The following is a 12,602-nucleotide window of genomic DNA, read 5'->3' on the forward strand; positions in this document are numbered from 1 at the left end:
GTTTATCCGTTAAGACTGTTGCTTTAAAGGGATCGTCAGGGACCTTTCCAGCCAACCGCCCCGACCATCGGTAATCAGTTCAAATACTTCAATCTGCTGCGCCTGGATCGAAGAAACCTGGCCATTGTTGCGCCCCAGATAATCCCCCACTTTCAAGCGGTGAATAACCCCATTGGCCCGCAGCAATGCGTTTGTCTGCAGCTCACTGGACAGCGTGCCAACCATCTCGAACTGTTCCAGATCAAAGCCTTCCAGAAACTCCCGGGGCCGATCCGCGTCAGACTCATCGCCCGCAAGGCTGACCTGCCAACTGCCAGCCCCTCGCCCCGGTATGGCCTGAAAGGGATTGCGCAACGCCGTCGCACCGTATGTAAATACAGGCGCAGCACTGATCACGGGGAGTGGCTCAATGGCAGCGTTTGCATGCCTTTGCTCGGCCTGCAAATAGCTATGCAGCTCGACAGTAGTCTGCGGGTTATCACACCCCGTCAGGCTTGCCAGCAAACCGGCGCCAAACACTCGCAAAAAAACACTCATGGGATCAGTCCTTGATCGTGGGTGCGGTAGGCCCTTGCCAGCAGTGTCATGCGCAACTGGCCGTCACCCGTATCATTGATTGGCGCAAGTGTGACGTCATGCAAAGTGACAATGCGCGGCAGGCTGGCCATGGCGCTGACAAAGAGGCCAAGTTCGTGATACCCCCCGACAAGGGTCATGTGCAGCGGCAGCTCGGCATAGAACGTTTGCAGGACTTCGGGGAGCCACTGAATATGCTCGACCAGCAGACCGTTGCCCTGGCCCAACTGCGAGATCTCATCAAGCAGCTCTGGCACTTGTGGCTGAGCGGGCAATTGCTTGAGCAACGCACTTAACCCGGCCTCCAGCCTGTGTACTTGCAGCACATAGGCATCCAGATCGGCAACCTGTGCGGCTCTGGAATCAAACGCCGCCTTTAGCGTGACCTGACCCTCGTGCAGCTGTTGCAGCCGTGTAACCGACAGGTGAAACAGCAGTGCATAACCCGACATCAGCATCAGGCCCAGCCACACCAGAGCCACGGCTGTTTTGCGTGTTGGCGACCAGGCTCCGGCGTTGCCAAAGTGCAATTCACGCAGGTCGAAACTGCGCAGGCTTTCGAGCCAATGCGCAGGCATCATAGCGCCCCCCCGGCAGGGGTGTGCCTGGCTTCACGCACGGTCATCTGAAACAGTCGCTCCTGCCCACCAGCCTGGGCAGGGTCTGCCTTGACGTCATTGAGTTGTGGCGTTTCCAGCCAGTGCGAAGCATCGAGATTTCGCATCAGCTGGGCGACAAGATTATTGGTCTGGGCAACTCCCGTGATGACAATGCTGCCCTCGGTCATTTTCACGTCGGTGAAATACACACCCTCCGGCAAACTTCGCGCCAACTGCTCCAGAATTATTCCGCTGCTCGAGCGGCTGGCCTGCAGCGTGCCTATTGTTTGCATACGCTCCAGCAATTGCTCACGGCGCACCTTCAACTGGTCGATCTGCTCCGCACGGCCATCGAGCTGGAACGTGGCGCTGCGGATCAGATCATTGCGCTCCAGCTGGCGCTCTACCAATGTGTCGATAAAGTGGTCAGCAGCAAACAGACCGGCCAGGGCCAATACAGACAAAACCGCCAACACCACCAAAAAACGCCTGCGCCGCTGTTCACGCAACAACGCGCGCCAAGGTAACAAATTGATTCTCGCCATTAATCGAACCCCCTCAAGGCCAGGCCGCAGGCAGTCAACAACACCGGCGCATCGCAATGCAAGGCTTCAGGGGCAAGCGCGGGATCAAGGTCCATCAGCGCAAATGGGTTGGCAATGCAGGTTGGCATACCAAGACGGGATTCAACCCACTGCACCAACCCCGGATCCGCGGCCGCCTCGCCGGCCAATACGATCATGCCGACCAGCCCGTCAACACCGGACTCGGCAAAGAGCTCAAGCTCGCGCTCCAGATATTCGACAATCGTGGTTTTGAAGACTTGCTCCGCAGCAGTCGCCTGCCCCGCAAGCAGTTCTCGGGAGTAGATAACCTCGTCCTGCCGCACAATGCTAAGCACACTTGCATGGGGTGCAAGGTCGAGCACCGCCACGGCTGCATCCAGTGCCAGGCCTGCGCTCATTGCCTGAACACCCCGCGCCAGAGCATGGGCCTGCACAGCAACCACTCGCGGGGTCAGTCCGGCACTGGTCAAGATTGAGCGATGCCACTCCAGCACCTCCTGACGACACGCCACGAACAGCACGCTGACCAGCCCGGGATTGCCCGGCAAGTGGCCTTGAACCTCGAAGTCCAGCGCCATGTCGTCCAGCGCACAGGGTATGTACTGCTCCGCCTCAAGCCGTACATGAAGCTCAAGCTCGACTTCGCTCAAGCCTGCCTCCACTTCCAGAGTTTTGCTGATAACCTCCCCATCGGGCACCGCGATGATGGCATCTCTGGCCAGCACCTGCGCCTTCTCCAGTGCCCTTAGAAGCACTGCAACGACACTTTTCGCCTCTGCGCCGGTCTGATTATCCATAAGCCCGGCTGGCAACGGCGCCACGGCATAAGCCTTAAGCTTGAACCGGCCCCGCGAACGGCTCAACTCGACGAGTTTGATCGCCTGCTGACTGATTTCTACGCCGACGCAACGATGACGTGTTTGAGGTAATAATCCGGGCACCTTTGTTTTCCCTAATGCAATCCGTAACTTACGGAGGGTAAAAAATGAGATCCGTGCAAAACCTGTTCTGACATGCGGCTCATGACGTTCATGAGCGAAAAATGCTTATAATGCCGGGCGTTTTTTCCGTATCGTCGACCCGGCGCAACTGCGCACTACCCTGACGTGCAAACCCATTTCTTGATCTGGAAATCCAAAAGCCTTGATTCGTCTGCTGAAGTTTTTCGGGTGGTCTTTCGTTGCCGTGTTCTGCGGGCTGTTGCTCGTGTTAAGCGGCGCGTTTCTCTATCTTAGTCCTGGCTTGCCGTCTGTAGAGTCGTTGAGAAGCATCCAGTTGCAGATTCCTTTGCGGGTCTACACCAGCGACGGAAAATTGATCGCAGAGTTTGGCGAAATGCGCCGCTCACCGATCAAGTTCGCCGACATTCCGCCCAATTTCATCAACGCCCTGCTCTCTGCAGAGGACGACAACTTCGCCAATCATTACGGGGTCGACCCGAGCAGCCTGATGCGTGCCGCTACCCAACTGGTAAAAAGCGGACACATACAATCAGGTGGCAGCACCATCACCATGCAAGTGGCGAAGAACTACTTCCTCTCCAGCGAGCGCAGCTTTTCGCGCAAGACCAACGAAATCCTGCTGGCTCTGGAAATTGAACGCGAGCTGACCAAGGACGAAATCCTTGAGCTGTACGTGAACAAGATTTACCTGGGCAACCGCGCTTACGGTATCGAATCCGCTGCCCAGGTTTACTACGGCAAATCGATCCGCGACCTGAGCCTGGCGCAGATGGCGATGATCGCCGGCCTGCCCAAAGCCCCTTCACGATTTAACCCGCTGGCCAACCCGGTGCGCAGCAAAGAGCGTCGCGACTGGATCCTGGGCCGTATGTACAAGCTGGGCAAAATCGATCAGGCCAGCTATGAAGCGGCGATCGCCGAGCCTGTAAACGCCAGCTACCACGTGCCAACCCCGGAAGTGAGCGCGCCTTACATCGCCGAAATGGCCCGTGCCGAAATGGTCGGACGCTACGGCAGCGATGCCTACACCGAAGGTTTCCGTGTCACTACCACGGTGCCAAGCGATCTTCAGGAACTGGCCAATACCGCCGTGCACGAAGGCCTGATTGCCTATGACCAGCGTCACGGCTACCGCGGACCGGAATCGCGTCTGCCGGGCAAGACACTGGCCGTGTGGACGCAGGAACTGTCAAAGCAACGCCCGATAAGCGGTCTTGAGCCGGCCATTGTGACCCAGGTCGACAAAGACGGCATTCAGGTACTGACCCGCACCGGTGAGGCTCACGTAGCCTGGAACACCATGAAATGGGCGCGCAAGTTCCTCAACACCAACAGCATGGGGCCGATGCCCAAACAGCCTTCGGATGTGGTCCAGGTCGGCGATCTGATTCGGGTACAGCCGCAGACCGATGGCAGCTACAAATTCAGCCAGGTGCCCACCGTACAGGGCGCGCTGGTATCGCTGGACCCGGATAACGGCGCCATTCGCGCGCTGGTGGGCGGTTTCGCCTTTGAGCAAAGCAACTACAACCGGGCGATGCAGGCCAAGCGCCAACCGGGCTCGAGCTTCAAACCGTTCATTTACAGCGCCGCACTGGATAACGGCTACACTGCCGCCACCCTGGTCAACGACGCACCAATCGTGTTTGTCGATGAGTACCTGGACAAAGTCTGGCGCCCGAAGAACGACACCAACACCTTCCTCGGCCCGATCCGCGTGCGCGAAGCACTGTACAAGTCGCGCAACCTGGTCTCGATCCGCTTGTTGCAAAGCCTGGGTGTCGACCGCACCATCGACTACATCAGCAAGTTCGGCTTCAACAAACAGGACTTGCCACGCAACCTGTCGCTGGCCCTGGGTACTGCCACCCTGACGCCAATGGAAATTGCCACCGGCTGGAGCACGTTCGCCAACGGCGGCTACAAGATCACGCCGTATCTGATCGACAAGATTGAAAGCCGCAATGGCGAGACCCTGTTCGTGGCCAACCCGCCAAGCGTGCCTAAAGCCGACAGCAAGGATGTGCCGCCAGAAGCCGCAGCGCTGACCATTGACACCATCAATGCCGCACCCGGCCTGCCGACTGTGGAGACGCAGGCGGTAGCCGAGCGGATTGTCGACGGACGCACCACTTACATCCTCACCAGCATGCTGCAGGACGTGATCAAGCTCGGCACCGGCCGCCGCGCCCTTGCACTAGGCCGCACCGATCTGGCAGGTAAAACCGGTACTACCAACGAATCCAAGGATGCGTGGTTCTCCGGCTACAACGCCGATTATGTCACCACCGTATGGACCGGTTTCGACCAGCCTGAAAGCCTGGGTCGTCGCGAATACGGCGGCACCGTGGCTTTGCCGATCTGGATGACGTACATGGGTGGCGCGCTCAAAGGCAAGCCAGCCCATACGCAGCCAGAGCCCGAAGGCATCCTCAGCCTGCGGATTGATCCGTCCAGCGGACGTATCGCCTCTCCAGGCACGCCTGGCGCCTACTTTGAACTGTTCAAGAGCGAAGACACCCCGCCGACCAACAGTGAGCTGGGCAACAGCGTAGCACCGGGCAGCCCACTGCCAGCAGATGACGGTGCACCAATAGATCTGTTCTGATGAACAGAGTCGCCGGCGGCAAGCTGAAGAGCGCTTGCTGCTGGCCGCTTCAAGCAAGCTTCCCCACGGTCCGCTTCCCTTCGATCAATTGATCCACCGGTGCCATGGCCAGTTGATCGATTCGGGTACTTTCGCTATGGGCCTCCCAGCGCGCCAGGCTTTCGGCCAGTACCGAAGGTTGCGAGGCATACCGACCATATACATCTGTCCCGCCGGGCACCTTGAAGCGCAACGCATACAGGCGCTTACGGGTGTTATGCACATTGCCCATCTCACGCATAAGCAGGTTCATGGTTCGTACTTGCTCTTCAAATGTACTGCCCGCACAGGTCATTTCCTCTCGGTATCTAACCCTCAGTTGTTGTGCGATGTGTTCAAACGCCTGATCCACAAACAACACCTCACACTCGGTCACCAGCGAGCGCCGTGCCTGCAGCGCTTGCTGGCTGCGACGCAAGGCCGCCCAACAGCTGGGAATATAACTGTCGACCATAAACTGCTGGCTGATATCGACCAGTTGCTTGAGTTGCGCGCCTGTTTCCGGCGCTGCATTTTTTTGCTCAAGTACCGCACGGCTTACAGCATGCTGGGTGACAGTCTCGCTGAGCGGCTCCCACAGAATATGGGACATCTGCCCCTGACCAAACTCAACCGGCATGAAGTGGCGCAAGGTGCCGTGATGCTGATAAGGCTCCCCGATCAGCTGGTTCAGGCCCGCCACAAATACCCCAAAGCCTGCTGGCACATTTTTAAAGCTGAGTACCCTGCCTGCGTGATAGGCCGACAACGAGCTATTCATCCAGGTTGCAGGAACCCCGGGGATCGGGTCGTCATGGTTGACCATGCGCTGATGCACTAGCCCCTGCGCTGCGCGCACAAAAGCCTGGTCAGCGGCACGTGGGGCACCGTAGGTGTAAAGCTGCACGTCACAAGCCCGCAACTTGTGCAACATTTGAGCAAGAATCAAACCAATGGCACCGCCCTGGCTGTGACCACAAACCAGTACTTTTTGCCCGGCGTAAAATTTGTCCAGATAGCTATCAGCAAGCTCATAAACTTGCCGGGCAGCATCGTAAAACCCGCCGTGCACGTGGCCTTCGCCCTCTTCAAAGGGCACTTGGCGCACATCCGCATTGCGCGACAATTGCGACCACGAACCACTACTCCGAACAGCAATCACGATGACTTTATCGTTATGGGTCACAAAGGCCTGCGCGCTGGTACCTTCTGCCCCAAAGCGGACATCACCGCGAAAATGAACCGATGAAGGGGTCTCCTGACCACGCCCTGAAAGAGAGTCAATAGACGGGTACAGCACGGGGTCGAACGGCACAATCTCCAAGCGCCTGGAGTACTGCACATCTTCATATAAAGGGTAATAGGCCTTTGATTGCTCCGGGCTGACCTGCCAGTCCACCATGCTCAATTCCCCACCGGGCGTTGACACACCCGACTTGCCAGCAGGGTGGCCAAAAGGGCAATTACCCAGCGTAGCCATCAACGCCAATTGGTAGAGGTTAAGCGTGCAAAACTGCGGGTCCGTTGACAGTAGCGGGCACAGAGCCCGCAAGGGTCGTACTTGCAACACGGTATGACGACCTTCGGCCAGGCTCACGCCGAACGGCCTGCACTGCACCGGATAATGGCTGGCCACTTCAGGTGGCAAGTGCGAAACATGCTCGACCAGATGTCGTACTTCAACTTGGTAATAGTCAGAATTTGCATTGATATATGACGGCTTTTTCTGCGGGCGGGAACCTTCTGTATTGAGGTATCGGGTGTGCTCGGCCCTGACCTGCAGTTCAGTGATCTGGAGGGGGTAATGCTTGCGAACCATCAAGCGCGAATAGAGGTCATTACTGGCGTCATGCAGCTGCCTGAACATGACAACAACAGGCCCGACCACATGCCCGGCAGCCCTGCCAACCCCGGCGGCATCCAGATTGCCACTGTGTTTTATCCCGTCTTGATCGACCAACTCAAAGGCCAACCCCGCATAGGATTTTTTTGAACCCTGCTCATCAATCAATTGAAAACTGGTCTGGTTGTAACGTTTTTTGCGCAGATAAGTGAACATCCATGGTTCCTGAAAACGAGGGTCCACTTCAAAACAAAGTCCCCTCAGAAGGGGCTGACGCTAATGGAACTATGCGCAAAATAATGTAGGAATATTCTTATTTTCATGCAGGGAAAATACTGGAGTTTCTTTTGTCAGGATTTGTATTACAGATACTAAAAAGCCCCGACGCTTCAACAGCACCGGGGCTTTTATTGTGACGCTATACGGAGTTAACCGTTGAAGACGTCATCCACGCTCTTGAGCGGGTAATTTTTCGGGTATGGCAGGGTTGCAACACCGGTCTCGATGGCAGCCTTGGCCACTGCATCGGAGATCAGGGTGATCAGGCGCGCATCCATTGGTTTCGGGATGATGTATTCACGACCGAATTCCAGCTTGATACCGCCGTAAGCGTCACACACTTCTTGTGGCACTGGCAGTTTGGCCAGTTCACGCAGTGCGTTGGCCGCAGCGATTTTCATTTCTTCGTTGATGCGCTTGGCGCGAACGTCCAGTGCACCACGGAAGATGAACGGGAAGCCCAGTACGTTGTTGACCTGGTTCGGGTAGTCCGAACGGCCAGTGGCCATGATCACGTCGTTACGGGTGGCGTGAGCCAGTTCCGGGGAGATCTCCGGATCAGGGTTCGAGCACGCGAACACGATCGGGTTAGGCGCCATGCGCAGCAGGTCTTCAGCGCTCAGCAGGTTTGGACCCGACAGACCAACGAACACGTCAGCGCCGTCCATGGCGTCAGCCAGGGTGCGCTTCTCGGTAGCGTGGGCGAATGCCGACTTGTACTGGTTCAGGTCGTCACGGCCGGAGTGGATCACACCGGTACGGTCGATCATGTAGATGTTTTCGATGGTTGCGCCCATGCTCACCAGCAATTTCATGCAGGAGATGGCTGCAGCACCGGCACCCAGGCAAACGATCTTGGCATCAGCCAGGGTTTTGCCAGCGATTTCCAGGGCGTTGATCATGCCGGCCGCGGTCACGATAGCAGTGCCGTGCTGGTCATCATGGAATACAGGGATATCGCACTGCTCGATCAGAGCACGTTCGATCTCAAAGCACTCAGGTGCCTTGATGTCTTCGAGGTTGATGCCGCCGAAGGTGATGGAGATGCGTTTTACGGTGTCGATGAAAGCCTGTGGGCTCTCGGAATCGACTTCGATGTCGAATACATCGATACCGGCAAAGCGCTTGAACAACACGCCTTTGCCTTCCATAACAGGTTTGGAGGCCAATGGGCCAAGATTACCCAGGCCCAGAATAGCAGTACCATCAGAGATCACGGCTACCAGGTTGCCCTTGCCGGTGTACTTGTAGGCCAGTTCAGGGTCGCGGGCGATTTCGCGCACTGGTTCGGCTACACCCGGGCTGTATGCCAGCGCTAGATCGCGGGCAGTAGCGGTAGGTTTGGTAAGCTCGACACTCAGTTTGCCTGGACGTGGCTGTGCATGGTATTCGAGAGCGGCAGTTTTCAAATCAGACATGTGGGCATTCCGCTTTTTTTGCTGTTGGACAGACGAATCGCCGAGCATACGCGTGTCGCAAAGTCCCGACAAGACTGGCCAGTCAGCAGTGTCAAGGCCTTTACCTTACGACTTTGGCCCAAGAGCCGCGCCCCACAAGGGCTGGAGTGTTCACAATCTGCGTTTAAAATTGTCTACAATTTTTAGCGCGCAATGACTTTCAGCATCCCAGGATGACTCAAAGGCAATACCCAGCGCGCCTGACCTGCCTTCAAGCCGCCTCGTTGCGAACGGTCCAGTACCCAGCCTCTGGCCTCGATTTTCGCACCTTGCAGACTGGCGAGTTGCTTTTGGCTGAAGCTGGCCAGTTGCTTGAGACCAATGTGCAACACCAGGCCACCCTGCAGATCGATCCAAAGCCCACCCTGGTTGCGCTGGACCTTACTGACCGTGCCCCCCACCAGGGCGAACCCCGAGCGGCGTATCTGCTGTGGCGCCAGCACCGGCGACTGCCGCCAAAGCCCCAGGCGAGCCTTGCGCGCACTGCGCTCAGCAGCCTGCTGACAGCCAAGCAGCGCCACATTCGGCGCGATTGCCACCTGATACCCCAGGCCGGCAGCCAGTAATCGGGCCTCAAGGTTGCTGCCATCGGCACCAAACACATGGGCCAGAGTACGACCATAACGGTCCCTGGACTGTTTGCCTGCCAGCAGCCCGACCCGACCATTGCTCTGTGCCACCAGCGCTTGCAGGCGCTTGCGTGCCGCGTCGGCAAAGGGCTCGGCGGACTTGCCCGGCTTGCCTGTCTCCGGCGTATTGATGCCGATCATGCGCACGCTGCGGCCATCCTTGAGGCGCAGGGTATCGCCATCGCTCACCCGCTCTACCAGCGCGTAGGACACACCGCCCGGTGCCGGGCAAAGCGGCGCCGCCCAAGCATTGCCCAGCCAAATCGCAGGCACAAAAAAGGCGCCCGCAAGGGACGCCTTTTTCAATAACCTGACCAGACCAAAAAGGCTGCTCAAGGTCATCAGCCTTACTCGGCTGCTTTTTCTGCTTCTGCTGCTGGAGCTGCTGCTTTAGCGCCGAAAGCACCAAAACGAGTCTTGAAGCGATCAACACGACCGCCAATGTCCAGAGTCTTCTGCTTACCGGTGTAGAACGGGTGGCACTCGTTGCATACGTCAGTGCCCAGTGGCTTGCACAGGTTCGAACGAGTTTCGAACTTGTTGCCGCAGCTGCAAGTTACCAGGATTGTTTCGTACGCTGGATGGATATCGGCTTTCATGGGGTATTCCTCTAGCGTGCCGCCACTCAACACCATTGTTGAATACCGCACGTAAAATTAGGGCGCCGATAATACCAGACCTTTGCATTGACGCAAGCGGCAAAGCATGATCCGCAAACAAGTTTCACCCTTCATTGAGCTGGCTTTGAGTCCCGCGCTGCGTTGTCTGCTAGGCTCCCGGCCATCTTTGCCGTTCATCACTTGAGAGCCCCGCGTGCCCGACGCCATTTTGCGCCTTGCCCTGCCTTCCCCTTTGCGCCGCCTGTTTGATTACCGGGCGCCTGCCGGCGTGCTGCGCAGTCAATTACAACCGGGCATGCGCCTGCGGGTGCCGTTCGGACGACGCGAGATGATCGGCATTCTGGTCGAGGTGGTCGACCACAGCGAAGTACCGGCCGACAAGCTCAAGCCGGCGATTGCCCTGCTTGACGTCGTGCCGCCGTTACCGGCTTCCTTATTCAAGCTGTGCCTGTGGACTTCGCAGTACTACCAGCACAGCCTGGGCGACACCCTGAGCTGGGCGCTGCCGGTCTTGCTGCGTCAGGGCGAACTGGCCGAGACCCGCCAGGAGCGGTTCTGGCAGATTGCCCCCGACGCCAAAATGGACGACCCCCGCATTGCCCGCGCCCCGCGCCAGCGCGAAGCACTGGCCACTCTTGCCCAGCACCCCCACGGCGTGGCTCATCAGCTATTAAGCAAGTTGATGCTGAGCAAAGACAGCCTCGACCTGTTGCTGGCCAAAGAACTGGTCACCGTTGAAGTACGCCGTCACGCCCCCGCCGAGCGTCACGAACATTGGCTGGCCCAGCCCGAACTGCCGCTCAACAATGAGCAGCGGGCGGCCTATGAAGCGATTCGAGCAGGCTTCGACCATTTCCATGCCTTCCTGCTGGCCGGGGTCACTGGCAGCGGCAAGACCGAAGTGTATTTGCAACTGATCCGCGAAACCCTCCAGGCGGGCAAGCAGGCGCTGGTGCTGATCCCCGAGATCAACCTGGGCCCGCAGACCCTGGCCCGTTTCGAACAGCGCTTCAATGCCCGTATCGCCCTGGTGCATTCGGCGGTCAACGATCGCGAACGCCTCGAAAGCTGGCTGGCGGCACGAGATGGCGAAGCCGACATTATTATTGGTACCCGCTCGGCGCTGTTCACCCCGATGAAAAACCCGGGGCTGATTATCATCGACGAAGAACACGACGGCTCCTATAAACAGCAGGAAGGTTTGCGCTACCACGCACGCGACCTTGCGCTGGTCCGCGCCCGACAGGAAAACATCCCCATCGTGCTCGGCTCCGCGACACCATCACTGGAAAGCCTGCATAACGCCTACACCGGCCGTTATGGCTTGCTGCGCTTGAATGAACGCGCGGGCGGGGCCAAGCAACCACGCTTCCTGCGCCTGGATGTGAAAAGCCGTCCACTGGACAGCGGGATTTCCGGGCCGATGCAGCAAGCCATTGGCCAGACGCTCGCCGCAGGTCAGCAAGTACTGGTGTTCTTGAACCGTCGCGGCTTCGCGCCGACATTGCTGTGCCATGACTGTGGCTGGATGTCTGAATGCCAGCGCTGCGATGCGCGCATGACCGTTCATCAGCGCTCCGGCGAACTGCGTTGCCATCACTGCGGCTATGTCGAGCGCGTGCCGCGCAACTGCCCGCAGTGCGGCAAAGTCGATTTGCGGCCAGTCGGCGCTGGCACCGAACGGGCCGAAGAGCGGCTGGGCATCCTGTTTCCCGATTACCCGGTACTGCGGGTTGATCGCGACAGCACCTCGCGAAAGGACGCGATGAACCAGCTGTTTGCCACTATTCAGAAGGGCCAGCCGTGCATTCTCATCGGCACGCAAATGCTTGCTAAGGGCCATCACTTCCCCCGAGTAACCCTGGTTTCGATTCTGGACGCCGATGGCGGCCTGTTCTCCGGCGACTTCCGTGCCAGCGAGCGCATGGCCCAGTTGATCGTGCAGGTCGCCGGCCGTGCCGGGCGGGCCGAAGAGCCGGGCAAGGTGATTATCCAGACCCATCTGGCCGACCACCCGTTACTGATCCAGCTGACCGAACAGGGTTATTTCGCCTTCGCCGAGCAGGCCCTGAGCGAGCGCCGGGCTGCGGGGCTGCCACCTTTCGCGCATCTGGCGCTGTTACGCGCCGAAGCCCATAAACCCGGGCAGGCAGAGGGTTTTCTGGATGAAGCCTGCAGCGAGGCCGAGCGCCTGCTGGGCGAGTTGAATCTGAGCGGCATCGAGCTGCTCGGCCCGGTGCCTGCGCCAATGGAACGCAGGGCCGGGCGCTATCGTGCTCAACTACTATTACAAGCCAACGCCCGCGCACCGCTGCATCGTTTGCTCAGCCAATGGCTGCTGGCCCTTGAACAAATGCCCAGTGGTCGCCAGGTACGCTGGTCGCTGGACGTGGACCCGGTAGACCTTTATTGATGTAACGCAGCGGCAAGCTTCGAGCCTCAAGC

General features: G+C 58.4%; 10 protein-coding genes. 2 read left to right on the forward strand and 8 right to left on the reverse strand.

All coding sequences use genetic code 11. The features are described 5' to 3' along the window. Nucleotides 1-9: 9 nt before the first annotated feature. The 4 genes from CJU81_RS01320 to pilM are packed head-to-tail and all read right to left on the reverse strand — an operon-like array spanning nt 10 to nt 2,682. Nucleotides 10-537, reverse strand: a complete 528-nt coding sequence (locus tag CJU81_RS01320) for a pilus assembly protein PilP (RefSeq protein WP_095035207.1) — start codon at nt 535-537, stop codon at nt 10-12. Continuing rightward, the gene (locus CJU81_RS01325; protein ID WP_254924743.1) at nt 534-1,157 is read right to left on the reverse strand and encodes a type 4a pilus biogenesis protein PilO; all 624 of its coding nucleotides are present in this window, start codon (nt 1,155-1,157) and stop codon (nt 534-536) included. The genes CJU81_RS01320 and CJU81_RS01325 overlap by 4 nt, the downstream gene beginning before the upstream one ends. Beyond that, entirely contained in the window at nt 1,154-1,720 is a 567-nt protein-coding gene (locus CJU81_RS01330; RefSeq protein ID WP_095035208.1) for a PilN domain-containing protein, read from the reverse strand. The genes CJU81_RS01325 and CJU81_RS01330 overlap by 4 nt, the downstream gene beginning before the upstream one ends. Next, nucleotides 1,720-2,682 carry a type IV pilus biogenesis protein PilM gene (gene pilM, locus CJU81_RS01335; RefSeq protein ID WP_095035209.1) on the reverse strand — a complete coding sequence of 321 codons (963 nt, stop codon included), beginning with the start codon at nt 2,680-2,682 and terminating at the stop codon, nt 1,720-1,722. The genes CJU81_RS01330 and pilM overlap by 1 nt, the downstream gene beginning before the upstream one ends. Nucleotides 2,683-2,887: 205 nt before the next feature. Here pilM and CJU81_RS01340 point away from each other — a divergent pair, with 205 nt between their 5' ends. Further along, complete coding sequence (locus CJU81_RS01340; RefSeq protein ID WP_441007396.1) at nt 2,888-5,311, forward strand: penicillin-binding protein 1A; 2,424 nt, start codon at nt 2,888-2,890, stop codon at nt 5,309-5,311. A 49-nt stretch (nt 5,312-5,360) separates the two neighbouring features. Here CJU81_RS01340 and CJU81_RS01345 read toward each other — a convergent pair whose 3' ends face one another. The 4 genes from CJU81_RS01345 to rpmE form a co-directional block, all read right to left on the reverse strand. After that, nucleotides 5,361-7,388: a lipase family protein gene (locus tag CJU81_RS01345; protein ID WP_254924744.1), complete on the reverse strand. Its 2,028-nt coding sequence runs from the start codon at nt 7,386-7,388 to the stop codon at nt 5,361-5,363. A 212-nt stretch (nt 7,389-7,600) separates the two neighbouring features. Continuing rightward, nucleotides 7,601-8,869 carry a malic enzyme-like NAD(P)-binding protein gene (locus CJU81_RS01350; RefSeq protein ID WP_088378425.1) on the reverse strand — a complete coding sequence of 423 codons (1,269 nt, stop codon included), beginning with the start codon at nt 8,867-8,869 and terminating at the stop codon, nt 7,601-7,603. A 182-nt stretch (nt 8,870-9,051) separates the two neighbouring features. After that, nucleotides 9,052-9,879, reverse strand: coding sequence for a thermonuclease family protein (locus tag CJU81_RS01355; RefSeq protein ID WP_095035211.1), 828 nt, complete (start codon nt 9,877-9,879; stop codon nt 9,052-9,054). Between the two features lie 5 nt (nt 9,880-9,884). Further along, nucleotides 9,885-10,136 (reverse strand): 50S ribosomal protein L31, encoded by a 252-nt coding sequence (gene rpmE / locus CJU81_RS01360; RefSeq protein ID WP_019825265.1) that lies wholly within the window; start codon nt 10,134-10,136, stop codon nt 9,885-9,887. A 214-nt stretch (nt 10,137-10,350) separates the two neighbouring features. Between rpmE and CJU81_RS01365 the strand changes: the two genes are divergently transcribed. Further along, nucleotides 10,351-12,570: a primosomal protein N' gene (locus CJU81_RS01365; protein WP_095035212.1), complete on the forward strand. Its 2,220-nt coding sequence runs from the start codon at nt 10,351-10,353 to the stop codon at nt 12,568-12,570. Nucleotides 12,571-12,602: the final 32 nt, after the last annotated feature.

The organism is Pseudomonas fragi (assembly GCF_002269505.1).
Taxonomy (GTDB): domain Bacteria; phylum Pseudomonadota; class Gammaproteobacteria; order Pseudomonadales; family Pseudomonadaceae; genus Aquipseudomonas; species Aquipseudomonas fragi_D.

What these genes read in the sequence shown, in the direction of transcription:
- CJU81_RS01320 (WP_095035207.1), bottom strand. Translation starts at nt 537, where the DNA reads ATGAGTGTTTTTTTGCGAGTGTTTGGCGCCGGTTTGCTGGCAAGCCTG.
- CJU81_RS01325 (WP_254924743.1), bottom strand. Translation starts at nt 1,157, where the DNA reads ATGATGCCTGCGCATTGGCTCGAAAGCCTGCGCAGTTTCGACCTGCGT.
- CJU81_RS01330 (WP_095035208.1), bottom strand. Translation starts at nt 1,720, where the DNA reads ATGGCGAGAATCAATTTGTTACCTTGGCGCGCGTTGTTGCGTGAACAG.
- CJU81_RS01345 (WP_254924744.1), bottom strand. Translation starts at nt 7,388, where the DNA reads ATGTTCACTTATCTGCGCAAAAAACGTTACAACCAGACCAGTTTTCAA.
- CJU81_RS01350 (WP_088378425.1), bottom strand. Translation starts at nt 8,869, where the DNA reads ATGTCTGATTTGAAAACTGCCGCTCTCGAATACCATGCACAGCCACGT.
- CJU81_RS01355 (WP_095035211.1), bottom strand. Translation starts at nt 9,879, where the DNA reads ATGACCTTGAGCAGCCTTTTTGGTCTGGTCAGGTTATTGAAAAAGGCG.
- rpmE (WP_019825265.1), bottom strand. Translation starts at nt 10,136, where the DNA reads ATGAAAGCCGATATCCATCCAGCGTACGAAACAATCCTGGTAACTTGC.